This window comes from Phenylobacterium zucineum HLK1 (assembly GCF_000017265.1).
In the GTDB taxonomy this organism is placed as follows: domain Bacteria; phylum Pseudomonadota; class Alphaproteobacteria; order Caulobacterales; family Caulobacteraceae; genus Phenylobacterium; species Phenylobacterium zucineum.
The window spans coordinates 3,908,139-3,933,604 of record NC_011144.1 but is presented as its reverse complement, the minus strand read 5'-3'; the positions used below and the strand labels follow the sequence as shown (position 1 = coordinate 3,933,604).

At 72.8% G+C, this 25,466-nt stretch carries 26 protein-coding genes; 16 read left to right on the top strand and 10 right to left on the bottom strand.

All coding sequences use genetic code 11. The annotated features are described in order from the left end of the window. Window positions 1-18 precede the first annotated feature (18 nt). The 6 genes from gshB to rdgB all read right to left on the bottom strand — a co-directional run bounded on the left by gshB (window position 19) and on the right by rdgB (window position 4,914). Window positions 19-966, bottom strand: coding sequence for a glutathione synthase (gene gshB, locus PHZ_RS19225; RefSeq protein WP_012524026.1), 948 nt, complete (start codon window positions 964-966; stop codon window positions 19-21). A gap of 81 nt (window positions 967-1,047) precedes the next feature. Continuing rightward, a complete protein-coding gene (locus tag PHZ_RS19220; RefSeq protein ID WP_012524025.1) occupies window positions 1,048-1,863 on the bottom strand; it encodes a SirB1 family protein in 816 nt (271 codons plus the stop codon). A gap of 23 nt (window positions 1,864-1,886) precedes the next feature. Next, window positions 1,887-2,264: a YraN family protein gene (locus PHZ_RS19215; protein WP_041374447.1), complete on the bottom strand. Its 378-nt coding sequence runs from the start codon at window positions 2,262-2,264 to the stop codon at window positions 1,887-1,889. A gap of 2 nt (window positions 2,265-2,266) precedes the next feature. Next, window positions 2,267-3,133, bottom strand: a complete 867-nt coding sequence (gene rsmI, locus PHZ_RS19210; RefSeq protein ID WP_012524023.1) for a 16S rRNA (cytidine(1402)-2'-O)-methyltransferase — start codon at window positions 3,131-3,133, stop codon at window positions 2,267-2,269. 42 nt (window positions 3,134-3,175) lie between these two features. Continuing rightward, entirely contained in the window at window positions 3,176-4,285 is a 1,110-nt protein-coding gene (gene hemW, locus PHZ_RS19205; protein WP_236611855.1) for a radical SAM family heme chaperone HemW, read from the bottom strand. A 29-nt stretch (window positions 4,286-4,314) separates the two neighbouring features. After that, the gene (gene rdgB / locus PHZ_RS19200) at window positions 4,315-4,914 is read right to left on the bottom strand and encodes an RdgB/HAM1 family non-canonical purine NTP pyrophosphatase (RefSeq protein ID WP_012524021.1); all 600 of its coding nucleotides are present in this window, start codon (window positions 4,912-4,914) and stop codon (window positions 4,315-4,317) included. Window positions 4,915-5,312: 398 nt separating this feature from the next. On the opposite strand from rdgB, the gene PHZ_RS19195 reads away from it, so the two are divergent. After that, window positions 5,313-5,843, top strand: a complete 531-nt coding sequence (locus tag PHZ_RS19195; RefSeq protein ID WP_012524020.1) for a DUF2975 domain-containing protein — start codon at window positions 5,313-5,315, stop codon at window positions 5,841-5,843. Window positions 5,844-5,845: 2 nt separating this feature from the next. Continuing rightward, entirely contained in the window at window positions 5,846-6,085 is a 240-nt protein-coding gene (locus tag PHZ_RS19190) for a helix-turn-helix domain-containing protein (RefSeq protein ID WP_041373722.1), read from the top strand. Here the strand turns inward: PHZ_RS19190 and rph are convergent. After that, window positions 6,082-6,798 (bottom strand): ribonuclease PH, encoded by a 717-nt coding sequence (gene rph, locus PHZ_RS19185; protein ID WP_012524018.1) that lies wholly within the window; start codon window positions 6,796-6,798, stop codon window positions 6,082-6,084. The two genes, PHZ_RS19190 and rph, sit on opposite strands and share 4 nt — an antisense overlap. A gap of 79 nt (window positions 6,799-6,877) precedes the next feature. On the opposite strand from rph, the gene hrcA reads away from it, so the two are divergent. The 3 genes from hrcA (at window position 6,878) to dnaN (ending at window position 9,867) form a co-directional block, all read left to right on the top strand. Further along, window positions 6,878-7,978: a heat-inducible transcriptional repressor HrcA gene (gene hrcA, locus PHZ_RS19180; RefSeq protein ID WP_012524017.1), complete on the top strand. Its 1,101-nt coding sequence runs from the start codon at window positions 6,878-6,880 to the stop codon at window positions 7,976-7,978. Between the two features lie 13 nt (window positions 7,979-7,991). After that, window positions 7,992-8,627, top strand: coding sequence for a nucleotide exchange factor GrpE (gene grpE, locus PHZ_RS19175; protein WP_012524016.1), 636 nt, complete (start codon window positions 7,992-7,994; stop codon window positions 8,625-8,627). 121 nt (window positions 8,628-8,748) lie between these two features. Further along, a complete protein-coding gene (dnaN, locus tag PHZ_RS19170; protein ID WP_012524015.1) occupies window positions 8,749-9,867 on the top strand; it encodes a DNA polymerase III subunit beta in 1,119 nt (372 codons plus the stop codon). A gap of 143 nt (window positions 9,868-10,010) precedes the next feature. On the opposite strand, the gene PHZ_RS19165 is transcribed toward dnaN, so the two are convergent. Further along, window positions 10,011-10,316: a zinc-finger domain-containing protein gene (locus tag PHZ_RS19165; RefSeq protein ID WP_012524014.1), complete on the bottom strand. Its 306-nt coding sequence runs from the start codon at window positions 10,314-10,316 to the stop codon at window positions 10,011-10,013. Window positions 10,317-10,424: 108 nt separating this feature from the next. Here PHZ_RS19165 and PHZ_RS19160 point away from each other — a divergent pair, with 108 nt between their 5' ends. Continuing rightward, a complete protein-coding gene (locus PHZ_RS19160; protein WP_041373721.1) occupies window positions 10,425-11,378 on the top strand; it encodes an ABC transporter ATP-binding protein in 954 nt (317 codons plus the stop codon). Window positions 11,379-11,465: 87 nt separating this feature from the next. Here the strand turns inward: PHZ_RS19160 and PHZ_RS19155 are convergent, their stop codons facing one another. Further along, window positions 11,466-12,023, bottom strand: a complete 558-nt coding sequence (locus PHZ_RS19155; RefSeq protein WP_049758351.1) for a GNAT family N-acetyltransferase — start codon at window positions 12,021-12,023, stop codon at window positions 11,466-11,468. A 79-nt stretch (window positions 12,024-12,102) separates the two neighbouring features. Between PHZ_RS19155 and mutS the strand changes: the two genes are divergently transcribed. Then, window positions 12,103-14,787: a DNA mismatch repair protein MutS gene (mutS, locus tag PHZ_RS19150; RefSeq protein ID WP_012524011.1), complete on the top strand. Its 2,685-nt coding sequence runs from the start codon at window positions 12,103-12,105 to the stop codon at window positions 14,785-14,787. Here mutS and PHZ_RS19145 read toward each other — a convergent pair. Next, on the bottom strand, window positions 14,768-15,124 hold the full coding sequence (locus PHZ_RS19145) for a hypothetical protein (protein ID WP_148216920.1): 357 nt from the start codon (window positions 15,122-15,124) through the stop codon (window positions 14,768-14,770). The genes mutS and PHZ_RS19145 overlap by 20 nt on opposite strands. Before the next feature lie 113 nt (window positions 15,125-15,237). Between PHZ_RS19145 and PHZ_RS19140 the strand changes: the two genes are divergently transcribed. The 9 genes from PHZ_RS19140 (at window position 15,238) to PHZ_RS19100 (ending at window position 25,386) form a co-directional block, all read left to right on the top strand. Next, entirely contained in the window at window positions 15,238-18,054 is a 2,817-nt protein-coding gene (locus PHZ_RS19140; protein ID WP_012524010.1) for a [protein-PII] uridylyltransferase, read from the top strand. A 9-nt stretch (window positions 18,055-18,063) separates the two neighbouring features. Beyond that, window positions 18,064-19,827, top strand: a complete 1,764-nt coding sequence (locus PHZ_RS19135) for a DEAD/DEAH box helicase (RefSeq protein ID WP_012524009.1) — start codon at window positions 18,064-18,066, stop codon at window positions 19,825-19,827. A 32-nt stretch (window positions 19,828-19,859) separates the two neighbouring features. Further along, on the top strand, window positions 19,860-21,494 hold the full coding sequence (murJ, locus tag PHZ_RS19130; RefSeq protein WP_012524008.1) for a murein biosynthesis integral membrane protein MurJ: 1,635 nt from the start codon (window positions 19,860-19,862) through the stop codon (window positions 21,492-21,494). Window positions 21,495-21,619: 125 nt separating this feature from the next. Further along, window positions 21,620-22,654 (top strand): tryptophan--tRNA ligase, encoded by a 1,035-nt coding sequence (trpS, locus tag PHZ_RS19125; protein WP_041373719.1) that lies wholly within the window; start codon window positions 21,620-21,622, stop codon window positions 22,652-22,654. A gap of 55 nt (window positions 22,655-22,709) precedes the next feature. After that, window positions 22,710-23,186 carry a universal stress protein gene (locus tag PHZ_RS19120; protein ID WP_012524006.1) on the top strand — a complete coding sequence of 159 codons (477 nt, stop codon included), beginning with the start codon at window positions 22,710-22,712 and terminating at the stop codon, window positions 23,184-23,186. A gap of 44 nt (window positions 23,187-23,230) precedes the next feature. Next, the gene (locus PHZ_RS19115) at window positions 23,231-23,806 is read left to right on the top strand and encodes a NifU family protein (RefSeq protein ID WP_012524005.1); all 576 of its coding nucleotides are present in this window, start codon (window positions 23,231-23,233) and stop codon (window positions 23,804-23,806) included. A gap of 40 nt (window positions 23,807-23,846) precedes the next feature. Then, window positions 23,847-24,479: a tRNA (adenosine(37)-N6)-threonylcarbamoyltransferase complex dimerization subunit type 1 TsaB gene (gene tsaB, locus PHZ_RS19110; protein ID WP_012524004.1), complete on the top strand. Its 633-nt coding sequence runs from the start codon at window positions 23,847-23,849 to the stop codon at window positions 24,477-24,479. A gap of 10 nt (window positions 24,480-24,489) precedes the next feature. After that, a complete protein-coding gene (locus PHZ_RS19105; RefSeq protein WP_012524003.1) occupies window positions 24,490-24,945 on the top strand; it encodes a GNAT family N-acetyltransferase in 456 nt (151 codons plus the stop codon). Between the two features lie 33 nt (window positions 24,946-24,978). Beyond that, window positions 24,979-25,386 (top strand): Fur family transcriptional regulator, encoded by a 408-nt coding sequence (locus PHZ_RS19100; RefSeq protein WP_012524002.1) that lies wholly within the window; start codon window positions 24,979-24,981, stop codon window positions 25,384-25,386. The last annotated feature ends 80 nt before the right edge of the window (window positions 25,387-25,466 follow it).

The following is a 25,466-nucleotide window of genomic DNA, read 5'->3' as shown; positions in this document are numbered from 1 at the left end:
GGGTCTTGATGTGGAGGCCTAGGCCCCGGCGCGAAGCGCTTCAATGCGCGTCCAGAGCACCTCGGCGGCGTCCACCCCGGTGAACCGCTTCAGCGCCACGGCCCCCGTGGGCGAGGTGACGTTGATCTCGGTGAGGTAGTCGCCGATCACGTCGATGCCGACGAACAGCAGGCCGCGGGCCTTCAGCTCGGGGCCGATGGCGGCGCAGATCTCGCGGTCGCGGGCGGTGAGCTCCACCGGCTGGGCCTTGCCGCCGACGGCCAGGTTCGAGCGGATCTGGCCCTTCTCGGGCACGCGGTTGATGGCGCCCACCGGCTCGCCGTCCACCAGCAGGATGCGCTTGTCGCCCTTGGTCACCGACGGCAGGAACTTCTGGACGATGACCGGCTCGCGGCCGATCTGGGCGTGCAGCTCGAGCATGGCGTCGATGTTCGGGTCGTCCTGCAGGTGGCGGGTCACGCCCGAGCCGCCGCGGCCGTTCAGCGGCTTCATGACGATGTCGCCGTGCCGGGCGCGGAAGTCGTAGATGGCGTCCCGATCCTGGGTGATCAGCGTCGGCGGCTGCAGGCCCGGGAACTTGGTCACGAACAGCTTCTCGGGGGCGTTGCGCACCTCGCGCGGGTCGTTGACCACCAGCACCCGGGGATGGACCGCCTCCAGGAAGAAGGTCGTGTCGATGTAGTGCATGTCGAACGGCGGGTCCTGGCGCAGCAGGACGACGTCGAACTCGGTCAGCTCGGTCCGCCGCCAGGGACCGAGGCTCGCGTGGTCGCCGGCCACCCGCTGGACCGTCACGTCGCGACCGCGGGCGAAGACCCGGCCGTCCTCCATGGCCAGCTTGTCGGTCGTGTAGACGAACAGCGAATGGCCCCGGGCCTGGGCCGCCTCCATCATCAGGAAGGTCGTGTCGCCCTCGATGTTGACGCCCTCGATGGGATCCATCTGGACGGCGACCTTCAGCGACATGGCGTTCCCCCGGGACGTTGGCGTCCCTGCGACATAGGCCCGCCGGGGCCCGAGCGCCAGCGCCCCCGGTCGGGCCTGGGGTCAGTTCAGCCGCAGCCGGACCCGTTCGCGCTGGGCGCGGGCGGCCAGCGCCACGCCGCCGTCGATCGAGGTCGCCCGCTGCAGCGCCTCCAGGGCGCCGGCCAGGGCGCCCTGGCCCTCGCGGGCCGAGGCCACGTCCAGCCAGGGGCGGTGGTCGCCGGGATCCAGCAGCGCCCGCCGCAGGGCGGCCCGCTCGGCGCGGACGTAGTCCCGCACGGCGCTGGCGCGGGCGAAGATGATGTTCTGCAGGCGCATCAGCACGGCCCGGTCGCTGACCGGGGCCATCAGCCGGTCCAGGCGGTCGGCGACGTTGGGGGTGAGGCCGGCGTGCAGCGCCCGCCGCGTCAGCTCCGACGGCAGCACCACGCGGCCTTCCGAGAACGGGTCGAGGGCCAGCGGGCCCTCCTCGGTCTCGATCCGCAGCAGGAAGTGGCCGGGGAAGTCCACCCCCTTGACCGTCAGCCCGCAGCGGCGCGCCGCGTGCAGGTAGAAGATCCCCAGGGTGACGGCCAGGCCCCGGCGCGTCTCGGCGACGGTGATGATGTCGGCGTTGCCGAGGCCTTCGGTGGTGAACAGGTCGCCGGTCAGCCGCAGGTCGCCGGCCATGGTCTCGGCCAGGGCCTCTTCGGGGCTTTCGCGCTTCAGCCGCTCGCCCAGCCGCACGACGCCCTGCTGGGCCAGGTCGCGGGCGAGGCCGGCGTCGCGCGCCGGGTCCTCGTGGATGGCGCAGGCGATCGCGGCCTCCATCAGCGGGAACTCGCCCTCCGGGGCGGCGCCTGCGTCCAGCAGGATGGTCTCGGCTTCTTCGCGGTCCATTCCGGCGTCTGGGGATCCGTCGTTCACGCGCCCTTCCAGGCGTCGGGAATATGCATAGGAAGACGCCCGGGCGCGAGGGCCAGCAAGTCGAGGCGAACCGACGCACCCTGAAGCGCCGGGCGGCGGGCGGCGAGGGCTGCGCCGGCGCGCCGCAGGCGGTCGCGCTGGTCGAAGCCGACGGCCTCCAGCGCCGCCTCGATGGTCCCGCGCCGCTTGACCTCCACCACCGCCAGGATCCGGCCGCGCACGGCCAGCAGGTCGATCTCGGCGATCGGCGTCTTCAGGCGGAAGCCCAGGATGCGGTAGCCCCTCATCATCAGCCAGAGCGCCGCCACGACCTCGCTGCGCCGGCCCGAGAGCCGCGCCGCCGCCCCCCGCGCCCGGCGCGCCCCCTGGCGCACGCTCACCGCTTGAGCTCCAGGGCGCGCCGGTAGAGGTCGCGCCGGGGCAGCCCCAGGGCCTTGGCCACCTCGGCGGCGGCGTCGGCCGGCTTCAGGCGGGCGAGGGCCTCGGCGAGGGCGGCGTCGGCGTCGGCCGCGCTCGCCTCGGTCTCGCGGCCGGGCCCGACCAGCACCACGATCTCGCCCTTCGGCGCCTCGAAACGCGGGTCGGCGGCGAGCTCGGAGAGGCGGCCCCGCACGATCGTCTCGTAGAGCTTGGTCAGTTCGCGGCAGACTACCGCCTCGCGCTCGCCGCCCAGCACCTCAGCCATGTCCGCCAGGCTGGCCGCCAGGCGCGAGCCGCCCTCGAAGAAGACCAGCGTGGCGCGCACGCCGGCGACCTCGGCCAGGAAGGTCCGGCGGGCGGCGGACTTCGGCGGCGGAAAGCCCGCGAACAGGAAGCGGTCGGTCGGCAGGCCCGCCGCCGAGAGGCCGGCGAGCAGCGCCGAGGCGCCGGGGATCGGGAACACCGGATGGCCCGCCTCGGCGGCGGCCTTCACCAGCCGGAAGCCGGGATCTGAGACCAGCGGGGTGCCGGCGTCGGAGACGAGGGCCACGCGCTGGCCCGCCTCCAGGGCCGCCAGGGCCTTGGGAAGGGCGCGCGCCTCGCCGTGCTCGTCGCAGCGCTCCAGCCGCGCGGTCAGGCCGTAGGCCGAGAGCAGCTTGGCCGCCACCCGGGTGTCCTCGGCCAGCACGAGGTCGGCCTGGGCCAGGACGTCGAGGGCCCGCAGGGTCACGTCGCGCAGGTTGCCGATGGGCGTGGCCACCACATAGAGGCCGGGCGCCAGCGGGGCGTCGTCGAGAACGGGCGGGGGCAGGGCGCGGGCCATGCCCGGAGGCTTCGCCGCTTGCGGCCCCGATGGCAAGGCCGGCTAGGCCAAGAGCGCGCGGGTGACGGCGTCCAGCAGCCGTCGGCCTTCAGCCGTGGCGCGCAGGCGCGAGGGATCGTCCGCTAGGAGGCCCAGCTCGACCAGGTGGGCGATGCGCCCCTCGGGCAGCGCCAGCGCGGCGATCTCGTCCCGGCCCACGCCCTCGGCGATCCGCAGGCCGCCCAGCAGCCGCTCCTCGGCGGCCTCCACGGGCGTCAGGCGCTCGCGCGAGCCGCCGGCGCCTTCGATGTAGTCCGCAGGCCGCGGCGCCGCGAAGGTGGCCAGCCGGCCTTCGGGAGTCGTGATCCGGCCGTGCGCGCCGGGGCCGACACCGACGTAGTCGAGGCCCTGCCAGTAGACGAGGTTGTGGCGCGAGCGCGCGGCCTCCCCCCGGGCGTGGTTCGAGACCTCGTAGGCGTCGAAGCCGGCGGCCTCCAGCACCGCCTGGGTTGTCTCGAACAGCTCTGCGGCCGGCTCCTCGGCGGGCGGGACGATGGTCCCCCGCCGCACCGCCCGGTCGAAGGCGGTGCCCGCCTCGATGGTGAGCTGGTAGGGCGAGACGTGTTCGGGGCCGAGGTCGAGCGCCGCCGCCAGCTCCCCCGCCCAGGCCTGCGGCGTCTGGCCCGGCCGGGCGTAGATCAGGTCCACCGACAGCCGCGGGAAGGCGCGGGCGGCGGCGCGTGCGGCGCGTCGGCCCTCCTCCGCGCCGTGGTTGCGGCCGAGGAGCTTCAGCGCCTCGTCGTCCAGGGCCTGCAGGCCGAGCGAGAGGCGGTTCACCCCCGCGTCGGCGAACGCGGCGAAGCGGTCGGCCTCGGCGTCGGTGGGATTGGCCTCGAGGCTCACCTCCAGGTCGGCGGCCGGGGACCACAGGCGTTTGGCTTCGGCGACGATCTCGCCCGCCCAGGCGGGGTCCATCAGCGAGGGGGTGCCGCCGCCGAAGAACACCGAGACCAGCTCGCGCGGACCGGTCAGCGCCGCCTGGGCCCGCAGGTCCGCAATGATGGCGGAGGCCAGCGCCCGCGCCTCGGCCTCGCGGCCGCGGGCGCGGTAGACGTTGAAGTCGCAGTAGGGGCAGATGCGCGCGCAGTAGGGCCAGTGGACGTAGACCCCCACCGGGCCCCCGAGCGGCCGCGGCCGGCTCGTCACAACAGCGCGGCCTTCAGCTTGGCGAACGCCCGGGCGCGGTGGCTCATGGCGTCCTTGGCCGCCGGCTCCATCTCGCCGAACGTCTGGTCGAAGCCCTCGGGGACGAAGATGGGATCGTAGCCGAAGCCCCGCGTCCCCCGCGGCGGGAAGACGAGCATCCCGTCCACCCGGCCTTCCACCACGACCGCCGGGCCGCCTGGCCAGGCCACCGCCAAGGCCGAGGTGAACCAGGCCGAGACGTCCTCGGCGCCCGCCTCCTCCAGCCGTTCCTCGACCTTGCGCATGGCGGCGGCGAAGTCCTTCTCGGGTCCCGCCCAGCGGGCGGAATAGACGCCGGGAGCGCCGTCCAGCGCCGCCACGGACAGGCCGGAATCGTCGGCCAGGGCGATGAGGCCGCTGGCCTCGGCCGCCGCACGCGCCTTGAGGAGGGCGTTGCCGGAGAAGGTCGCCTCGGTCTCGTCGGGCTCGGACAGGCCGAGCTCGCCCGCGCTCACCAGCTCGAAGCGGCCGTCCAGGATCTCGGCCAGCTCGCGCGCCTTGCCGGGGTTGTGGGTCGCCACCACCAGCCGCGTCCCGGGCTCGAGCTTCAGGGCCATCGCTTAACTCCATCTTTACCGGCGCGGGACCATAGCGCCGCCCCGCCGTGTTGCATTGCAAAAATTTAATATCGTTACTCGATGTTCATTTGATCGAGAAACGATGCGGCTGTATCGATTATCGCCATAGGGACATCGGGTCCCGCCACCCAGATGCTGCAGCGCAGCATCCAACACAAGGAGCGTCGACATGCTTTCGTCCGCCATGAACTTCATCGACCGCGCCGCCATGAGCTTCGTGGTCGTCCTGGCCGCCTTCCCCATGCTGGCCATCGTCTCCAGCCACCTCTAGGCTCCGGCGCGTGGGGTTTGTCCGACCCGTCCCGGCCCCGCTCCCGCCCCTCTTCCGGGCGACGACGAGCGGGCCGCGGCGGGTCTAGACGTTCTTGGGGGTCGGCATGCGCGCCTTGGGTCCGGGTTCCGTCTCGAGCTTCCTGAAGATCATCCTCGACGTGGTGTTCGGCGCCCTGTGGATCGGCGTCGCCGCGCTCGCCCTCATCACGCTCGCGGCCGTGCTGCTGAGCTTCAACCCCGATCTCCTGTCGGGCGTCACCCTGGACTCCGAGGCCGGCGAGGTCGTCCGGCGCGGTCCCGTCCTCGCCGCCGGCCTGATGGCCGCCGCCCTCTATCTCGCCGGCATCCTGGTCATCGTGGGCTGCCTGCGCCGCATCTTCGCCACGCTGACCGCGGGCGATCCCTTCCATCCCGACAACGTCGCGCGCCTGCGCCTCATCGGCGTCATCCTCGCGGGCCTCGAGCTCGGCCGCTACGCCCTCTGGGCCCTGACCGCCTGGGCGCTGCCCGACGTCTCGGACGTCGAGCCCAGCTTCAGCCTCACCGCCTGGTTCTCGGTGCTGGTGGTCTTCGTGCTGGCCGAGGTGTTCCGCGAGGGCGCGCGCCTGCGCCGCGAAGCCGAGCTGACGATCTGACCATGCCCATCCGCGTGCATCTCGACCGCGTCCTGCTCGACCGGCGCATGTCGCTCACCGAGCTGGCCGACCGCGTCGGCGTCACCATCGCCAACCTGTCGATCCTGAAGACCGGCAAGGCGCGCGCGGTGCGCTTCTCGACGCTGGCGGCCCTCTGCCGCGAGCTCGACTGCCAGCCCGGCGACCTGCTGGTCTACGAGGCCGGCCCCGACGACGCGCCGCTGGACGAGGAGCTGGATTAGCCGCCGGTCGCGGCGCGCTGCAGCTCGCACAGCTCGCCGATTCCCTTGCGCGCCAGGGCGAACAGCGCCTCGAATTCCGCCTCGGAGAAGCCGCGCTTCTCGCCGGTGGCCTGGATCTCCACGATGTCGCCGGCGCCGGTCAGCACGAAGTTGGCGTCGGCCTCGGCGTTGGAGTCCTCCTCGTAGTCGAGGTCGAGGACCGGCGTGCCCGAGAACACGCCGCACGAGATCGCCGCCACCTGGTCGAGGATCGGATCGGTGGCTATCACGCCCTCCTCCAGCAGGTAGCGGGTGGCCAGCCGCAGGGCGACCCAGGCGCCGGTGATGGCGGCCGTGCGCGTGCCGCCGTCGGCCTGGACCACGTCGCAGTCCACGGTGATCTGCCGCTCGCCGAGCGCCTTCAGGTCCACCACCGCCCGCAGGCTGCGGCCGATCAGGCGCTGGATCTCCTGGGTGCGGCCCGACTGCTTGCCCTGGGCGGCCTCGCGCCGGCCGCGGGTGTGGGTGGCCCGGGGCAGCATGCCATACTCGGCGGTGACCCAGCCCTGGCCCTTGCCGCGCAGGAACGGCGGCACGCCTTCCTCCAGGCTCGCGGTCACCAGCACCTTGGTGTGGCCGAAGCTCGCCAGGCACGAGCCCTCGGCGTAGCGGTTGACGCCGGTTTCCAGGGTGACGGGGCGAAGCAGGTCGGGGCGGCGGTCGGACGGGCGCATGGCTTGGGAACTCTCGGAAGGACCAGGCGTCTTGCGCCGGTGGAGGCCGCGCTTATCCTAGATCAGGAAGGTCCAGTCCATGGGCGCCCCGAAACCGGTTTCGAACGCTGACGTGACCCATTCGATCTTCGCCCCTGGGGCCGGCCTTGCCGAGCTCGACGAGCGTGCGCGGGAGATCTTCCGCCGCATCGTGGAGAGCTATCTGGAGACGGGCGAGCCGGTGGGCTCGCGGACCCTGTCCAAGGGCGGCCTGCCGCTGTCGCCGGCCTCGATCCGCAACACCATGCAGGACCTGACCCAGCTCGGCCTCCTGGGCGCGCCGCACGTCAGCGCCGGCCGCCTGCCGACCCATGCGGGCCTGCGGCTGTTCGTCGACGGCCTGCTGGAGGTGGGCGACGTGGCCGAGGCCGAGCGGCGGGACATCGAGGCCCGCCTGCGCGCCCACGGCCGCAACTACGAGGACGCGCTGAACGAGGCCTCGGCGATCCTCTCGGGGCTGGCCGGCGGCGCGGGGGTGGTGGTGACGCCGATCCGCGACGCGGGCGTGACACACGTCGAGTTCGTGCCGCTGTCCGGCGAGCGGACGCTGGCGATCATGGTGTTCGACGACGGCACGGTGGAGAACCGGCTGATCCGCCGGCCGATGGGCGTGACCCCCTCGGCCCTGCAGGAGGCGTCAAACTTCCTCAACGCCCGCATGCGCGGCCGCACCCTGGCCGAGGCCAAGATCGACCTGAAGAACGAGCTGGAGCGAGCCCGCCGCGAGCTGGACGACACCGCCGCCCGCCTCGTCGAGGACGGTTTGGCGGCCTGGGGCGGCGGCGAGGGCGACGAGCGGGCGCTGATCGTCCGCGGCCGGGCGAACCTCTTGGAGGACCGCGAGGCGATCGAGGACCTGGAACGGGTGCGCTCCCTCTTCGAGGACCTGGAGCAGAAGGAGCAGCTGATCCAGCTGCTGGACGGGGTGCGCGAGGGCGAGGGCGTGCGCATCTTCATCGGCGCCGAGACGCGGCTGTTCTCGCTTTCCGGTTCCGCCGTGATCGCGGCGCCCTATATGACGGGCACCCAGCGGGTGGTCGGGGCGATCGGCGTGATCGGCCCGGCCCGGCTGAACTATGCCCGGGTCATTCCGTTGGTGGACTACACCGCCCGCGTGCTTGGCCAGGTGATGAACGCGTAAGACCAGGTAGGACATGTCCGAAGAGAACACCCCGCCCGAGGGCGGCGACGAGGCCTTCGATTTCGGGGGCGAAGACGTTGCGGCGCTGAAGGCGGAGATCCAGGCCCTGAAGGATCAGGTGCTGCGCTATGCGGCCGAGGCCGAGAACACCAAGCGCCGCGCCGAGCGCGAGGCGAACGACGCCCGCGCCTACGCCATCCAGAAGTTCGCCCGCGACCTGCTGGGCGTCGCCGACAACCTCGACCGGGCGATGACCGCCGCCCCCGCCGACCACGCCGACACGGCGGTGAAGAACTTCGTCGTCGGGGTCGAGATGACCGCCAAGGAGCTGCTGGGCGCCTTCGAGCGCAACGGCCTGAAGAAGATCGACCCGCCCAAGGGCGAGAAGTTCGACCCGCACAAGCACCAGGCGATGATGGAGCAGCCGGGCTCGGACGTGGCCCCCGGCGGCGTCATCCAGGTGCTGCAGCCCGGCTACGAACTCCTGGGCCGCCTCGTGCGGCCGGCCATGGTGGTGGTCGCGGCCAAGGCCGCGGGCGCGGCGTCCGACGGCGGCGGCCAGAGGGACGCCCAGGGCAATCCTTACGCCTCCGGTGAGGAGGACGGGTCCGGCGGGTCTTCAGGCGGGTCTGTGGACACCCGCGCCTAAAGACGGCGCCGCCTCTTTCCCGACCGGGGATTTTGGCTAATGTCGCAGGTCCCTTCCTTTCGGGGTGCGGGCGCCCGCGGTTGATTCGCGCGCCCGCATAGAGGCGAGCCGGGACCTAAGAATGAAGCTGACGATCGAACGCGCCGCGCTGCTCCGGGCCCTGGGCCACGTGCAGAGCGCGGTGGAGCGCCGCAACACCATTCCGATCCTGTCGAACGTGCTGTTGTCGGCCGAGCGCGACCGGCTGACGTTCTCGGCCACCGACCTCGACATGGAGATCATCGACGAGGCGATGGCTCAGGTGGACCAGCCGGGCCAGATCACCGCCCCGGCGCACACCCTCTACGAGATCGTGCGTAAGCTGCCGGAAGGCGCCGACGTCTCGCTGAGCTTCACGGGCGAGGACCCGCGGCTGGCGGTCCAGGCCGGCCGCTCGCGGTTCAACCTGCCGGTCCTGCCGGCGGGCGACTTCCCGGTGATGTCGGCCGAGGGCTTCTCGGGCCGCATGGGCGTGGACGTCACCGACCTCATCCGGCTGATCGACAAGACCCGCTTCGCGATCTCGGCCGAGGAGACCCGCTACTACCTGAACGGCCTCTACCTGCACACGATCGTGGTGGACGGCTCGCCGCGCCTGCGGGCGGTGGCCACCGACGGCTCGCGCCTGGCCCTGGCCGACATGCCGGCGCCGGAAGGCGCCGCCGGCGCGCCCGGCGTGATCGTGCCGCGCAAGACGGTCGGCGAAGCCCGCCGCCTGCTGGAGGACGCCGGCGAACAGGTCGAGCTGCAGGTCAGCCCGCAGAAGATCCGCTTCGAGTTCGACGGCGCGGCCCTGACCTCCAAGGTCATCGACGGGAACTTCCCCGACTACGCGCGGGTGATCCCGAAGGACAACAACCGCATCGTCATGGTCGACGCCAAGCTGTTCGCCCAGGCGGTGGACCGCGTGGCCACCATCTCGGCCGAGAAGAGCCGCTCGGTGCGCATGGCCATCGAGGCCGGCAAGGTCGTCCTCACGGTCCGCAACATGGAGGCCGGCCAGGCGGTCGAGGAGCTCGAGATCGACTACGACGGCGAGCCCTTCGAACTGTCGTTCAACGCCCGCTACCTGCTGGACATCACCGATCAGATCTCGGGCGAGCAGGCCGAGCTGCGCTTCGGCGGCCCGAACGACCCGGCCCTGGTGCTCGATCCGGCCGACGCCGACGTCCAGTACATCCTGATGCCGCTCCGGGTCTGACGACCCGCCCTCTCCCCCTCGTGGGGAGGGACAGCGCGCCGAAAGGCGCGCAGGGTGGGGGAGTCACGATCACGCGCCGCATCGCCGGATAGGCCGCCCCACCCGTCTCGCTGCGCTCGCACCCTCCCCAGCGGGGAGGGAAGTCAGTGTCCGTGCGGGCCTTCGTAGACGCCCGGCGCCAGGCGCTCGTCCTCGGCGCCTTCGCTGCCCTCGGCCAGCACGAAGCGGCGGTCGCAGTAGGGGCATTCGACGAAGGTCGCCTCGCCCATCTCCAGCCACACCCGCGGATGGCCCAGGGCGCCGCCGACGCCGTCGCAGGCGATGCGGCCGGAGCGGACGGTCACCACTTCGGGCGGGGGCAGGTCGGGCGTCACCGCCGGCTTGGCGGGCGCCGGCTCGGGCCGCTTCTGCGCCTTGGCGGACTTGGCGGACACGAGTTTACGGGCCATCGGAAAACCAACCTCTGAAGCCGCCGCCTTGGCTCGGGCGCGGCGTGGGCCTACCTATGCGACCGCGGCTTTCGCCGTCAACGACGGCCCTCCCCAAAGTTGGACTCCATGGACCTTCCAGAATACGCGATCGAGGCCAGGGGCCTGGTCAAGACCTACGCCGCCACCAAGACCACGCCCGAGATGCGCGCCCTGAGGGGCCTCGATCTGGCCATTCCCCGGGGATCCATCTTCGGCCTCCTGGGACCGAACGGGGCGGGCAAGTCCACCTTCATCAACATCCTGGCGGGCCTGACGAAGAAGACCTCCGGCACGGTCCGCATCTGGGGCCGCGACATCGACGAGCGGCCCAGGGACGCGCGCGCGGCCATCGGCGTGGTGCCCCAGGAGATCGCCGCCGACCCGTTCTTCACCCCGCGCGAGGCGCTGGAGGTGGCGGCCGGCATGTACGCCGTGCCGAAGTCGGAGCGCCGGACCGACGAGCTGCTCGCCGCCCTTGGCCTCGCCGACAAGGCCAAGGCCTACGTCCGCCAGCTCTCGGGGGGCATGAAGCGGCGGCTGATGGTGGCCAAGGCCATGGTCCACAATCCGCCGGTGCTGATCCTCGACGAGCCCACCGCCGGGGTCGACGTCGAGCTGCGCCGCCAGCTCTGGAACTATGTGCTGGAGCTGAACCGCCAGGGCGTGACCATCGTGCTCACCACCCACTACCTGGAAGAGGCCCAGGAGCTCTGCGACCAGATCGCCATCGTCAACCGCGGCCAGGTGGTCGCCTGCGAGCCGACGACGACCCTGCTGCGCCGCATGGACACCCGCAACGTGCTCGTCACGCCCGAGTCCCCGCTGGCGGCCGCCCCCGACCTGCCGGGCTTCGAAACGAAGCTGCTCCGCTCGGGCGGCTTCTCGGTCGGCTACCGCACGGGCCAGTCCAGCGTCGAACAGGTGCTGGCCGCGATCCGCAAGGCGGGGATCCACATCAAGGACATCTCCACCGAGGACCCCGACCTCGAGGACGTCTTCGTCTCCCTCACCTACGCCGCCGAGGAAGCCGGCGCGATCTGAGCGCGGCGGTTTCCTTGCTGCGCTCGAACCCTCTCCCTGCCTCTCCCTCTCCGCTTCGCGGGGGGAGAGGAGAAGAAGGCCGTCCGCTCACCCCGTCACCGTCCGGATGTCCGGCCACACGTAGGGGACCTCGTGGACCGGGGTCCCGCCGGGGCCGGGCTCGCGCCGCGCCGGTTCGGGCTGGCCTCCCAGGTGCTCGTAGAAGCCGCGGGCGCCGTAGTTCTCGCGCAGCACCGAGATCATCAGCGAAGTCGCCCCGCGCGCCGCCAGCGCCCGGGCCGTCTGCGCCAGCAGCCGCCGGCCGAGGCCGACGCCCTGGGCCTGGCGCAGCAGGTAGAGGACGGTGATCTCGCCCTCACCGCGGACGCCGCGCCGCGAGGGACCGCCCGAGGCGTAGCCCACTAGGCCGAACCGGTCGCCGGCGGCGAGCGTCACCTCCTCGCCGAGGCTCAGCGCCCGGCCGAAGCGGCGCGCGAAGCCCGCCTCGGACATCCGCGCCAGGAAGGCTTCCGGCAGCAGGCCCGTGTAGGTCTCGCGCCAGCTCGTCACATGCACATGGGCCAGCGCCTCGGCGTCGGAGGGGCCGGCCGGGAAGATCACGTAGGCCGGCGCCGAGATCGAGTTCCTGGGGGCGGAGTGCGGCATCCATCCACAGCTTGGCGCTGCGGGGCCGGGGTTCAAGGGGTCGCCGGACTCGCCCGCACCCGTTAACCTCCGCCCGCCCATGAATGCGCCCACGACCACCGCCACGCCCGATCCCGCCGGCGCCTCGCCCGTGATGGCGCAGTTCTTCGAGGCCAAGGCGCGCCAGCCCGACGCCTTGGTCTTCTTCCGCATGGGCGACTTCTACGAGCTGTTCTTCGAGGACGCCCAGAAGGCGGCCGCCGCGCTCGGCATCACCCTGACCTCGCGTGGCCAGCACGGCGGCGCCCCGATCCCCATGGCCGGCGTGCCGGTCCATGCGGCCGAGGCCTACCTCGCCAAGCTCGTCCGCGCCGGCTTCAAGGTCGCGCTGTGCGAGCAGATGGAGGACCCCGCCGAGGCCAAGAAGCGCGGCTCCAAGTCGGTGGTCCGCCGCGACCTGGTGCGCGTCGTCACCCCCGGCACCCTCACCGAGGACGGCCTGCTGGACGCCCGCGGCGCGAACCGGCTGGCCGCTGTGTCCGTGCGGGCCGGGGCCGCGGCGGTGGCCAGCGTCGAGCTCTCCACCGGCGAGGTGGAGTGCATGGCCGTCACGCTCGCGGGCCTCGCCTCGACCCTGGCGGCCCTGGGGCCCTCCGAGATCCTCATCCCCGACCGGCTGTTCTCGGACGAGGCGGTGAACGCCGCGCTGAAGGCCGCCGGCGGCTTCGTCCAGCCGCTGCCGCAGGCGCTGGCCGAGCCCTCGGCCTCGGAGACGCGCCTGAAGCGCCTCTACGGCGTCGAGACCCTGGACGGCTTCGGCCAGCTCTCCGGCGCCGAGGTCTCGGCCCTCGGCCTGATCGCCGCCCACCTCGAGACCACACAGGCCGGCAAGGTCCCGGCGCTGTCGGCCCCGCGCCGCGCGGGCGAGGCCGACGTCATGGTCATCGACCCGGCCACCCGCGCCAGCCTGGAGATCGAGAAGGCCACGTCCGGGGCGCGCGAGGGCTCGCTGCTGGCGGCTATCGACCGCACCGTCACCGCTCCCGGCGCGCGCCTGCTGGCCGCGCGGCTGGCCCGGCCGCTGCTCGATCCCGCCGCCATCGACGCCCGCCTCGACGCGGTCGCCTGGTTCTGCGAGCACCGCCCCCAGCGCCAGAGGCTGCGCGAGGCGCTGCAGCGGACGCCCGACATGGCCCGCGCCCTCTCGCGCCTGGCGCTCGGCCGGGGCGGCCCGCGCGATCTGGGCGCCCTGCGCGACGGCCTGGCGGCCGGCGAGGCGGTGACCGGGCTCTTCGCGGCGACGAAGGACCCGCTGGTGGACCTTCCCGCAGAGGTTGCCGAGGCGGTGGCGGCGCTGGACGTCTCGCGCCGGCCCGAGCTCGCGGCGTTCCGCGACCTGCTGGCCGCCGGCCTCGGCGCGGACCTGCCGGCGCTGGCCCGCGACGGCGGCTTCGTGGCCGAAGGCGTCCGCCCCGAGCTGGACCAGGCCCGGGCCCTGCGGGACGACAGCCGGCGGGTGATCGCCCAGCTCGAGGCGCGGCTGGCCGAGGAGAGCGGCGTGGCCCTGAAGGTCCGCCACAACGCGGTGCTGGGCTATTTCGTCGAATGCACCGCCAAGGCGGCCGAGCCGCTGATGGCGCCGCCGCTGAACGCCACCTTCATCCACCGCCAGACGCTCGCCAACCAGGTCCGCTTCACGACCGTCGAGCTGGCCGAACTGGACGCTAGGATCGCCCAGGCCGCCGAGCGGGCGCTGGCCATCGAGGTCGAGACCTTCGAGGCCTGGCGTGAGGCCGCCAGAGCCGTCGCCGCCCCGATCCAGGCCGCCGCAGAGGCGGCCGCGCGGCTGGACGTCGCCTCGGGCCTCGCCGAGTGGGCCGAGGACGCCGGCGCGACCCGGCCGGTGGTGGACCGCTCCACCGCCTTCGAGGCCGAGGCCGCCCGCCATCCGGTGGTCGAGGCCGCCGTCCGCCGCGCGGGCGAGGCCTTCACCCCCAACGACTGCCGCCTCGACGGCCAGGGCGTGGTCGCCGCGCGGCTCTCGATCGTCACCGGCCCGAACATGGCCGGCAAGTCGACCTTCCTGCGCCAGAACGCGCTGCTGGCCGTGCTCGCCCAGGCCGGCTGCTTCGTGCCGGCCAGGCGGCTGCGGATCGGGGTCGTGGACCGCCTCTTCAGCCGCGTCGGGGCCGGCGACGACCTGGCCCGAGGCCGCTCCACCTTCATGCTGGAGATGGTCGAGACCGCCGCGATCCTGACCCAGGCCACGCCCCGCAGCCTGGTGATCCTGGATGAGATCGGCCGCGGCACCGCCACCTACGACGGCCTGGCCATCGCCTGGGCCTGCGTCGAGCACCTGCACGAGACCAGCCGCTGCCGGGCGCTGTTCGCCACCCACTACCACGAGCTCGCGGTGCTGGAGGACCGGCTGCCGTACGTCTCCAACCTGTCGCTCAAGGCCAAGGAGTGGAACGGTGAGCTGATCTTCCTGCACGAGGCCGGCCCCGGCCCCGCCGACCGGTCGTACGGCGTGCAGGTGGCCAAGCTGGCCGGCGTGCCGCCCGCGGTGGTCGCCCGGGCGAAGCAGGTGCTGGAGCGGCTGGAGCGCGAGGCCGGCGCGCCCGCGCACCTGGAGGACCTGCCCCTCTTCGCCGCCGTGGCCGAACCCGAGGCGAAGTACGGCCCCTCGCCGGTGGAGGAGGCCCTCCGCGCCCTCGACCCCGACGGCATGAGCCCCCGCGAGGCCATGGACGCCCTCTACCGCCTCAAGGGCCTGCTGGCTTAGTCCGCGGCCGCTTCCGGCGCACCACGGTCACGGTAAAGGCCTGGCGGCCGCCGGCTTTCAGGCGCTTGCGGGCCTCGCCCGCCACCCCCGAGCGGCCCGTGCTGGCGGCCGTGGCGGTGGTCACGCCGGTCTTGGCCTTGGGCTCGGCGATCCCGTGCCGCTTGCGGGCGCGGGCGTCCTGCTCAGCCTGCTCGGCGCGGCTCTGGGCGGTGCGGGCAGTGAGGTCCTTGATCAGGGCCTTGCCCTTGCGCGTGCGGCCGGTCAGCGAGGGCGCGACATAGCGGTTGGCGTTCCACCCCACCGGCGTCGAGCCGCCCCTGTACGATCCCCTGCTCATCCGACCCGAACGCCTGAACCTGCCGAACGGGCGGGCATAGCGCCGCGCCCCCGGCGGCGGAAGCGTCGAAGCGCTGCGCGTTTTCGCGGAAGTCGCCTATATGCGTCTCCAGAATGCCGCCCCGCCTCAGGCCCACCCACCTCGAATACGTCGTCGACGGCGTGAAGCTGCGCAGCCAGCTCTCGGCGGCGGCGCTGGAGCATGCGGGCGATGAGCTGGCCCAGCGGCGCGCGGCGCTGGAGATCCTGAAGAACGCCCTGTTCCGCGGCCGCATGATCGCCAAGGAGCGGCTGGAGAACGGGGCCGGCGGCATCGAGACCGCCCGCCTGCTCTCGGGCGTCACCGACGAGGTGGTCTCGGCGCTCTACGACTTCACGACGGTGCACGTCTTCCGCGCCCGCAACCCCACCGAGGGCGAGCGCCTGGCGCTGATGGCGGTGGGCGGCTACGGCCGCGGGACCCTGGCGCCGTTCTCGGACATCGACCTGCTCTTCGTGCGCCCCTACAAGCAGACCGCGCACGCCGAGAGCGTGATCGAGTACATGCTCTATGCGCTGTGGGACCTGGGCTTCAAGGTCGGCCACGCCTCCCGCACCATCGACGAGTGCCTGAAGCTCTCCCGCGAGGACTTCACCATCCGCACCTCGATCCTCGAGGCGCGGCGGCTGACCGGCGACGAGAAGCTGGCGGGCGAGCTGGTCGAGCGCTTCCGCAAGGAGGTGGTCAAGGGCACGGGCGCCGAGTTCGTCGCCGCCAAGCTGAAGGAGCGGGACGAGCGCCACGCCCGCGCCGGCGCCAGCCGCTACATGGTCGAGCCGAACGTGAAGGAGGGGAAGGGGGGCCTGCGCGACCTCAACACCCTCTTCTGGATCGCCCAGTACCTGCATCCCGGCGAGAGCCTCGAGAAGGTGATGCACCTCGAGATCTTCGACCGGCGCGAGGTCCGCACGTTCATCCAGGCGCTGGACTTCCTGTGGGCGGTGCGCTGCCACCTGCACTTCGCCACCGGCCGGCCGGAGGAGCGGCTGTCCTTCGACCTGCAGCCCGAGATCGCCCGCCGGATGGGCTACGGCGATCGGGGCGACGCGCCGGCCGTCGAGCGGTTCATGCGGCGCTACTTCCTCTTCGCAAAGGACGTCGGCTCGCTGACCCGGGTGTTCGCCGCCAAGCTGGAGGCCGACCGGGTCAAGACCGCGCCCAAGGGCATCTCGCGCTTCATCCCGGGCCGGGCCCAGAAGCGCAAGCCGCTGGACGAACCCGGTTTCCACGAGGTGGGCGGGCGCCTGGGCGTCGATCCGGAGATCTTCGAGGCCGATCCCGTCAACCTGCTCAAGCTGTTCCGCATCGCCGACCAGCGGAACCTCGACCTGCACCCGGACGCCTTCACCGCCGCCAGCCGCGCCAGCGGCCTGATCACCTCGGCTGTGCGCCGCGACCGCCACGCCGCCAAGGTGTTCCTCGACATCCTGGCCCGCGGGCGCGACCCGCAGCGGACCCTGGCGCTGATGAACGAGGCCGGCGTGCTGGGCCGCTTCGTCCCCGAGTTCGGGCGCATCGTCGCCCAGATGCAGTTCAACATGTACCACTCGTACACGGTGGACGAGCACACCCTGCGGGCGGTGGGGGTGATCGCCGACATCGCCGCCGGGCGCCTCGCCGAGGACCACCCGCTGGCGGTCCAGACCATGCCGCTGATCGCCGACCGCGAGGCGCTGTTCCTGGCCATGCTGCTGCACGACACCGGCAAGGGCGGGGCGGGCGGCCAGGAGCTGGCCGGCGCCCGCGCCGCGCGCCAGGCCTGCGAGCGCCTGGGACTGGAGCGCTCCAAGATCGAGCTGGTCGCCTGGCTGGTGGAGCACCACCTCGTCATGAGCGACTACGCCCAGAAGCGCGACGTCTCGGACCCGCGCACCGTCGCCGACTTCGCCCGCATCGTGCAGAGCCCCGAGCGCCTTCGCCTGCTGCTGGTGCTCACGGTGGCCGACATCCGCGCCGTGGGCCCGGGCGTCTGGAACGGCTGGAAGGGCCAGCTGATGCGCGAGCTCTACACCGCCACCGAGGCGGTGTTCCGCGGCGGCCGCGGGTCGGACGCCGCCGCCGCGCTCAAGCGCTACCAGGAGAACGCCGCCTACGACGCCCGCGTCAGCCTGGCCAAGGCCGATCCCCTGGCCGAGCCGTGGGCCGACGCCATGGAGGACGCCTACTTCACCGCCTTCTCCGAGGCCGAGGTGCTGGCGCACGCGCGGCTGGCCCAGCAGGCCGGGGGCGGGGCGGCGGCCGAGGGGCGCATCCGGTCCGAGCTGAACGCCGCCGAGGTGGTGGTCGCCGCCGCCGACCGGCCGAGGCTGTTCGTCGACCTGGCCGAGGCGATCACCGCCGCCGGCGCCAACGTCATGGGCGCCCGGGTCTTCACCTCGCGCGCGGGCCAGGCGCTGGACGTCTTCTACGTGCAGGACGCCTCGGGCCAGCCGTTCGGCTCGCACGATCCCCGGGCGCTGGCCCGCCTCGCCGAGACCCTGGCCTGCGCCGCCCGCGGCGAGCCGGTGGCGCGCGAGCCGCGCAAGCCGCAGGACCTGGGCCGCACGGCGGCCTTCGCGATCACCCCGGCCGTGATGCTGGACAACGAGGCCTCAGAGACCTCGACCGTCGTCGAGGCGTCCGGCCGCGACCGGCCGGGCCTGCTGGCGGCGCTGGCCCGCACCATCTCGGACGCCGGGCTGTCGATCCTCTCGGCCCACATCGACGGCTACGGCGAGCGAGCGGTGGACGCCTTCTACGTCGTCGACGCCGACGGCCGGAAACTCACCGACGCGCGCAAGCGCAACGCGCTGAAGAGCGCGCTCCTCGCCGCCCTCACCAAGGCCGAGGCGGAAACCGCCCAGGCGCGGCGGACCAATCTCCAGCGGGCGCGAGCCAGCGTCGCGCGTTAAAGGACCAGAATGCCGTTTCCAGACACCCACCCGGCGCTCGGCCGGGCGCTCGCCGCGCGCGGCTATGCCGAGCCGACCCCCGTCCAGGCCGCCGTGCTCGAGGCCGAGCCCGGCCGCGACCTGCTCGTCTCTGCCCAGACGGGCTCGGGCAAGACCGTCGCCTTCGGCCTCGCCGCCGCCCCCGCCCTGCTGGACGGAGGCGAGCGGTTCGAAGCGCCCGCCGCGCCGCTGGGCCTGGTGATCGCCCCCACCCGCGAGCTCGCCCTGCAGGTGGCGCGCGAGCTGGAGTGGCTCTACGCCGAAACGGCCGCGCGGGTTGTGACCTGCGTCGGCGGCATGGACGCCCGGCGCGAGCAGCGGGCGCTGGCCGCCGGCTGCCACCTCGTGGTCGGCACGCCGGGGCGCCTGCGCGACCACCTGGAGCGCGGCAACCTGGACCTGTCGGCCCTGCGGGTCGTGGTGCTGGACGAGGCCGACGAGATGCTGGACCTCGGCTTCCGCGAGGACCTCGAGGAGATCCTCGACGCGACCCCGAAGGAGCGCCGCACCTTCCTGTTCTCGGCCACCCTCGCCAAGGACATCGTCGCGCTCGCCCGGCGCTACCAGCAGGACGCCGTCCGCATCGACACCGTCCGCCGCGACGAGCCGCACGGCGACATCGAGTACCGCGCCGTCCGCGTCGCGCCGAACGAGCTCGAGAACGCCGTCGTCAACGTCCTGCGCTACTTCGAATCCCCCAGCGCGCTGATCTTCTGCGCAACGCGCGAGGCGGTGCGCCACCTGTACGGCGCGCTGCGCGAGCGCGGCTTCCCGGTGGTCGCGCTTTCGGGCGAGATGGGCCAGAAGGAACGCTCCGACGCCCTGCAGGCGCTGCGCGACGGGCATGCCCGTGCCTGCGTCGCCACCGACGTGGCCGCCCGCGGCCTCGACCTGCCGGACCTGGGCCTCGTCATCCACGCCGAACTGCCGGTCAACAAGGCCGCCCTGCTGCACCGCTCGGGCCGCACCGGCCGCGCCGGCCGCAAGGGCGTCTCGGTCCTGCTCGTCCCCTACACCCGCCGGCGCAAGGCCGAGATGCTGCTGAACGCGGCGGGCGTCGACGCCCAGTGGTCGGGCGCGCCCTCGGCCGACGAGATCCGCGAACGCGATCAGGTGCGGATGCTGGAGGATCCGATCCTCACCGAGGCTCCCTCGGACGAGGATCTGGCCCTCGCCCGCAAGGTGCTGGAGGGGCGCGCCCCCGAGGCCGTGGCCGCCGCCCTGGTGCGTCTCTACCGCGCCCGTCTGCCCGAGCCCGAGGAGATGTTCGAACAGGTCCAGGACCGGCCGTCCGGCCCGCGCGAGCGCCCGCCCCGCGAGCCCAACGTCGTCATGGGAGACGGGGCCTGGTTCCGCCTGCCGGTGGGCCGGTCCAAGAACGCCGATCCCAAATGGCTGGTCCCGCTGATCTGCCGCCTGGGCCACGTGACGAAGAAGGACATCGGCCAGATCCGCATCTTCGATCACGAGACGAAGTTCGAGATCGCCGCGGACGCCGAGTCCCGATTCCGTGAGGCGGTAGCCGCCGCCGGCGGCCGCGGCGAGATGCGCGTCGAGCCCTCGGGCCCGCCCGGCGAGCGGCCGCCGCCGCGGGGCGGCCCGCCGCGCCGCGGTCCGCCGTCCAGGGGGCCGTCGTCGAAGGGTCCGCCGCCCAAGGGGGCCCACCGCAAGGGTCCGCCTCCCCGCGGCGCCCCGCCGAAAGGCCGCAAGCCGGGCCCGCGCGAGCGCGCTTGACGGCGGGCGCCACTCAGCCGACCAAACAGGCCGTGACCGACAACCCCGCGACCAATCCGACGCCGAAGCGCGGCGGTCTGATCCGCTCCTCGGCGATCTTCGCGGGGCTGACCCTCGTCAGCCGCGTCATGGGCCTGGCGCGGGACCTGGTGGTGACGGCGAGGCTCGGGGCCAGCCAGACCATCGCCGCCGACGCCTACTACACGGCCCTGGCGTTCCCGAACCTGTTCCGGCGGATCTTCGCCGAGGGCGCCTTCGCGGCCGCCTTCGTGCCGAGCTACTCGCGCAAGCTGGCTGGCGAGGGCGAGGAAGCGGCCGACCGCTACGCCGCCGACGCCCTGGCCACGGTCGCCGCCGCGACGGTGGCGCTGACCATCGCCTGCCAGCTCGCCATGCCGTGGCTGATGTACGTCATCAACCCGGGCTTCGCGGACGACCCTGCCAAGTTCAAGCTGGCGGTGGTGCTCACCCAGATCACCATGCCCTACCTGCCGTGCATGGCGATCGCCGCGCTCTATTCGGGCGTGCTGAACGCCCACGGGCGGTTCATCGTCTCGGGCTTCTATCCGACCATACTCAACGTGGTGATGCTGGCGGTGGTCCTGCCCCAGCACGACCCGGTGCGCGCCGCCTATGCGGCCTCCATCGCCGTGGTCGTGGCCGGCGTGGGCCAGGCGGCCCTTTGCTGGTGGGGCGCGCGGCGCACCGGCGGGCGCATCCGTCTCGTGCGCCCCCGCCTGACGCCCGAGATGAGGGCCATGATCAAGCTGGCGGTGCCGGCGGCCATCGCCAACTCGGCGACCCAGATCAACATCTTCATCTCGGGCATCCTGGCCTCGCAGGTGGACGGCCTGCGGGTGTGGATGAACGTCGCCGACCGCCTCTACCAGCTGCCGATGAGCCTGGTGGGCGTGGCCATCGGCATCGCGCTGCTGCCGCGGCTCTCGGCCGCCCTGCAGAAGGACGACCACGACGACGCCCAGACGGCGATGGACCAGGGCCTGGTCTGGGCTCTCGCGCTCAGCCTGCCGGCCGCCGCCGCCCTGATGGCCATGCCGGTCTATCTGATCGACGGCCTGTTCACCCGCGACGAGTTCGTCCGCGCGGACGCCCTGGCCACCGGCCAGCTCCTGTTCCATTACGCCTGGGGGGTGCCGGCGTTCGTGCTGCTGCGGATCCTGCAGCCGGCCTTCTTCGCCCGCCAGGACACGAAGACGCCGATGCGCTTCTCGCTCATCTCGGTGGGGGTGAACATCGCCCTCGGCGTGGCCCTCTTCTACACGGTGGGCTTCTGGGGGATCGCCGCGGCGACCAGCATCGCCGCCTGGATCACCGTCTTCCAGATGTGGGCCGCGCTGGGCCGGCGGGGCGTCTACCGCCCCTCGGCGCGGGCCCTCTTCAAGATCGGCCGGGTGACGGCCGCGAGCCTGGTTCTGGGCGCCCTGCTGGCGCTCGCCAACCACTTCCGCCCGGCGCTGGAGGCGCCGCTCGCGGGCCTCCCGGCCAAGGAGATCGTGGTGCTCGCGCTCTCGGCCGCGGGCCTCGCCATCTATCCTGTGCTGCTGTTCTCGTTCGGCGGCGTCACGCTCGCCGAGGCCAGGGCCCTGCTGCGCCGCCGGCGCGGAAGTCCGGCGGCCGATCCCGCGCCGCCGGCGGACTTGCCGTGAGCCGCGCCAGAGCGTATGCGCCGGCCATGGCTTTGCTGACCTGGCGATGGCGGCCCTGACCCGCGACTGATCCCGTCCCTTCGGGCTTGCGCCCGCACGTCCATTTCTTCCAGAAGCCTCATCCCATGACCGACCAAGCTCCCGCCCCTTACGCGGGCCCCCAGCGCGTGCTCTCGGGCGTCCAGCCCTCGGGGGACCTGCACCTCGGCAATTATCTGGGCGCCCTCGCCAAGTTCGCGCGCATCCAGCACGAGGCGCCGACCTTCATCTTCGTGGCCGACCTGCACGCGATCACCGTCTGGCAGGAGCCGTCCAAGCTGAAGCAGCAGGTGCGCGAGATCGCCGCGGCCTATCTCGCCACCGGTCTCGACCCCAAGGTCGCCAGCATCTTCGCCCAGTCGGCGGTGCCCGAGCACGCCGAACTCGCCTGGGTGTTCAACTGCGTCGCCCGCCTCGGCTGGCTCGACCGGATGACCCAGTTCAAGGAGAAGAGCGGCAAGCACAAGGAGCGGGCCAGCGTCGGCCTCTACACCTACCCGGTGCTCCAGGCCGCCGACATCCTGATCTACAAGGCCACCCACGTGCCGGTCGGCGAGGACCAGAAGCAGCACCTGGAGCTGACCCGGGACATCGCCCAGAAGTTCAACAACGACTTCGCCGCGCCCGGCTTCTTCCCGCTGCCCGAGCCGCTGACCCAGGGGCCGGGAGCGCGGGTGATGAGCCTGCGCGACGGGTCGGCGAAGATGTCCAAGTCGGACCCGTCCGACTATTCGCGGATCAACCTGACCGACGACGCCGACGCCATCGCCCAGAAGGTGAAGAAGGCCAGGACCGATCCCGAACCGCTGCCCGAGACGATGGAGGGCCTCGAGGGCCGGCCGGAGGCGAAGAATCTGGTCGGCATCTACGCCGCCCTCTCGGGCAAGACCGACGCCGAGGTGCTGGCCGAGTTCGCCGGCCAGGGCTTCGGGGCGTTCAAGCCCAAGCTCGCCGACCTCGCCGTCTCCGTGATGGCGCCGATCGGAGGCGAGATGCGCCGCCTGCTGGCCGACCCGGGCGAGATCGACCGCGTCCTGGCCGAGGGCGCCGGCCGCGCCCGCGAGATCGCGGCCCCGGTCATGGCCGAGGTGCGGCGGCTGGTCGGCTTCTGGGCCGGCTGAGCCGCTTGCCTCGCAGGTCGCGGCGCCGCACCGTCCGTCCCGGGAAGGGCCAGCCATGAGCAGCAAGCGCAAGTTCCTGATCGTCGCCGACGACACGCCGGAGTTCGAGGCGGCCCTGCGCTTCGCCTGCCGGCGCGCCCGCTCGACCGGCGGTCACGTGGCCCTGCTGCGGGTGATCGAGCCGGCGGTGTTCGAGCACTGGTCCGGCGTGCGCGACGAGATCGAGCGCCAGCAGCGGCAGGAGGCCGAGGCCGCCCTGCAGAAGTGCGCCGAGTTCGTGCTGGCCGAGACCGGACTGCCGCCCGAGTTCCTGATCGTCAACGCCGACGGCGTGCGCGCGGCGCTGAAGCAGGTGCTGAGCGAGGACGAGGACATCAAGATCCTGGTCGTCGCCGCCGCGGTCGGCGGCCGCGGCCCCGGGCCCCTGGTCTCGTCCATCGCCAAGGACGGGGTGAAGTGGGGCGCGCGCAAGGTGCCGGTCACCATCGTCCCCGGCGACCTCACCGACGACGAGATCACCGACCTGGCCTGATCGGGGAACTTGCGTCGCGGTCGCGCGGACGCCACATCTGGCGCATGTTCATCCAGACCGAAGCCACGCCGAACCCCGAGGTCCTGAAGTTCCTGCCCGGCCGTGCGGTGCTGGGCGAGGGGACGCGCGACTTCGGCTCGATGGAGGAGGCGCAGGCCTCGCCGCTGGCGGCCGACATCTTCGACATCGAAGGCGTCACCCGGGTCTTCTTCGGGCCCGACTTCCTGACCGTCGGCAAGCACCCTTCGTTCGACTGGCCGCACCTGAAGGCGCCGGTGCTGGCGGCGATCATGGACCACTTCACCTCGGGCCGGCCGCTGTTCGCCGAGGCGGGCGAGCAGGCCGGCGGCCATGACGAGGGCGCCTACGAGGGCGAGACCGCCCAGATCGTCGCCGAGATCAAGGACCTGCTCGACACCCGCATCCGGCCCGCCGTGGCCCAGGACGGCGGCGACATCCTGTTCCACAAGTTCGAGCCCGACACCGGCGTCGTATGGCTGAACATGCGCGGCGCCTGCTCGGGCTGCCCCTCCTCGACCGCCACGCTGAAGGCCGGGGTCGAGAACATGCTGAAGCACTATGTGCCGGAAGTGACCCGGGTCGAGCAGACGCTGGGTTAGCCTTCCCGCGCCCCGGCCGATCGGCTAACCCGACCCGCGCATGATCGTCCTGGGGCTCGACACCTGCCTGAACGCCTGCTCGGTCGCCGTCGTGGACGGCGGGCGCGTGCTCGCGCACCGCAGCGAGGTGATGGCCCGCGGCCACCAGGAGCGGCTGGCGCCGATGGCCCAGGCGGTGATGGCCGACGCCGGCCTGCCGTTCGCGGCGCTGGGGCGGATCGGGGTCACCGTCGGGCCGGGCTCGTTCACCGGTCTGCGGGTCGGGGTCGCCTTCGCCAAGGGGCTGGCCTCGGCGCTGGGCCTCCCGGCCGTCCCGGTGGGCGCCTTGGAGGCGCTCGCGGCCGAAGGAGGCGAGGGGCTGGTGGCCGCCGCGATCGACGCCCGCCGCGACCAGGTCTACCTGCAGGCGTTCGATGCGGGCCGCCCGCTGATGGCGCCCGACGCCCTGCCGCTCGGCCAGGCGGCCGCCCGCATCGTCGAGCTCTCCATGGGCCGCCCGCTCACCCTGGTGGGCTCGGGCGCGCCGCTGCTGGCCGATGCGGCGCCGGCGGCCCGAGTGCTGACGCCCGAAGGCTGCGACGCGCGCAAGGTGGCGGAACTCGCCGCCGCCCGCGCCCCCGCGCCGCTGAAACCCCTCTACCTGCGCGCGCCGGACGCAAAGCTGCCCTCATGAGATTCCCGGCATGAAGCTGGAGTGGGCGACGGCCGAGCACGCCCCGGCCATGGCGAGCGCGCATGCCCCGGCCTTCGACCGCCCGTGGGACGAGGCGACCTTCGCCCGCATGCTGGGCGAGACCGGCGTCTACGGCTTCGTGGCCCTGGACGGCGATCCGCTGGGGGTCGTGCTCTGCCGGGTCATCGCCGGCGAGGCCGAGGTCCTGACGCTGGCGGTCCCGCCGTGGGCGCGCCGCAAGGGGGTGGCCAAGGCGCTGATGGCCGCCGCCCTCGGCGCCGCGCGGCAGGCCGGGGCGACGCAGGCGTTCCTGGAAGTGGACGTGGACAACGTCGCCGCCATCGGCCTCTACGAGGGCCTGGGCTTCGAGCGGGCCGGCCTGCGCAAAGCCTACTACGACCGGGGCGCGGCGGGGCGGGCCGACGCGCTCGTCATGCGTCTCGACCTCGCGGCGCAAGGCCAGTAGACCTATCCCTGCGTAAGGAGGAGTGGGAGAGCCGTGGATCGCATCGAGAAGCTTTGCCTCGAAAAGGGCATGCGCATGACCGAGCAGCGCCGGGTGATCGCGCGCGTGCTTTCCTCGTCCGACGACCATCCCGACGTCGAGGAGCTGCACCGTCGGGCGCACGCCATCGACCCGCACATCTCCATCGCCACGGTCTACCGCACGGTCCGCCTGTTCGAGGAGGCGGGGATCATCGACCGGCTGGACTTCCGCGATGGGCGCTCGCGCTACGAGGAGCATTCGGGCGAGCACCACGACCACCTGATCGACATGAAGACCGGCAAGGTGGTGGAGTTCGTCGATCCCGAGATCGAGGCCCTGCAGGAGGCGATCGCCCGCAAGCTCGGCTACAAGCTGGTGGACCACCGCCTCGAGCTCTACGGCATGCCGATCGAGGAATAGCCGGCGAGGCCGACGGGTCCGCCTGTCGCGCGTGCGGCGGGGCGGAAACTTGCGCCGGCCCCTGCGGAACCCCATAACGC

Bases quoted from the DNA above. Each gene is read 5' to 3' on its own strand.
- hrcA (WP_012524017.1), top strand. From the start codon at position 6,878: ATGGGCGCCCCGAAACCGGTTTCGAACGCTGACGTGACCCATTCGATC.
- gshB (WP_012524026.1), bottom strand. From the start codon at position 966: ATGTCGCTGAAGGTCGCCGTCCAGATGGATCCCATCGAGGGCGTCAAC.
- PHZ_RS19165 (WP_012524014.1), bottom strand. From the start codon at position 10,316: ATGGCCCGTAAACTCGTGTCCGCCAAGTCCGCCAAGGCGCAGAAGCGG.
- PHZ_RS19190 (WP_041373722.1), top strand. From the start codon at position 5,846: ATGCCCATCCGCGTGCATCTCGACCGCGTCCTGCTCGACCGGCGCATG.
- PHZ_RS19120 (WP_012524006.1), top strand. From the start codon at position 22,710: ATGAGCAGCAAGCGCAAGTTCCTGATCGTCGCCGACGACACGCCGGAG.
- mutS (WP_012524011.1), top strand. From the start codon at position 12,103: ATGAATGCGCCCACGACCACCGCCACGCCCGATCCCGCCGGCGCCTCG.
- PHZ_RS19135 (WP_012524009.1), top strand. From the start codon at position 18,064: ATGCCGTTTCCAGACACCCACCCGGCGCTCGGCCGGGCGCTCGCCGCG.
- PHZ_RS19160 (WP_041373721.1), top strand. From the start codon at position 10,425: ATGGACCTTCCAGAATACGCGATCGAGGCCAGGGGCCTGGTCAAGACC.
- rsmI (WP_012524023.1), bottom strand. From the start codon at position 3,133: ATGGCCCGCGCCCTGCCCCCGCCCGTTCTCGACGACGCCCCGCTGGCG.
- PHZ_RS19105 (WP_012524003.1), top strand. From the start codon at position 24,490: ATGAAGCTGGAGTGGGCGACGGCCGAGCACGCCCCGGCCATGGCGAGC.
- PHZ_RS19155 (WP_049758351.1), bottom strand. From the start codon at position 12,023: ATGCCGCACTCCGCCCCCAGGAACTCGATCTCGGCGCCGGCCTACGTG.
- dnaN (WP_012524015.1), top strand. From the start codon at position 8,749: ATGAAGCTGACGATCGAACGCGCCGCGCTGCTCCGGGCCCTGGGCCAC.
- PHZ_RS19145 (WP_148216920.1), bottom strand. From the start codon at position 15,124: ATGAGCAGGGGATCGTACAGGGGCGGCTCGACGCCGGTGGGGTGGAAC.
- rph (WP_012524018.1), bottom strand. From the start codon at position 6,798: ATGCGCCCGTCCGACCGCCGCCCCGACCTGCTTCGCCCCGTCACCCTG.
- tsaB (WP_012524004.1), top strand. From the start codon at position 23,847: ATGATCGTCCTGGGGCTCGACACCTGCCTGAACGCCTGCTCGGTCGCC.
- PHZ_RS19115 (WP_012524005.1), top strand. From the start codon at position 23,231: ATGTTCATCCAGACCGAAGCCACGCCGAACCCCGAGGTCCTGAAGTTC.
- PHZ_RS19220 (WP_012524025.1), bottom strand. From the start codon at position 1,863: ATGGACCGCGAAGAAGCCGAGACCATCCTGCTGGACGCAGGCGCCGCC.
- PHZ_RS19195 (WP_012524020.1), top strand. From the start codon at position 5,313: ATGCGCGCCTTGGGTCCGGGTTCCGTCTCGAGCTTCCTGAAGATCATC.
- grpE (WP_012524016.1), top strand. From the start codon at position 7,992: ATGTCCGAAGAGAACACCCCGCCCGAGGGCGGCGACGAGGCCTTCGAT.
- trpS (WP_041373719.1), top strand. From the start codon at position 21,620: ATGACCGACCAAGCTCCCGCCCCTTACGCGGGCCCCCAGCGCGTGCTC.
- rdgB (WP_012524021.1), bottom strand. From the start codon at position 4,914: ATGGCCCTGAAGCTCGAGCCCGGGACGCGGCTGGTGGTGGCGACCCAC.
- PHZ_RS19140 (WP_012524010.1), top strand. From the start codon at position 15,238: ATGCCGCCCCGCCTCAGGCCCACCCACCTCGAATACGTCGTCGACGGC.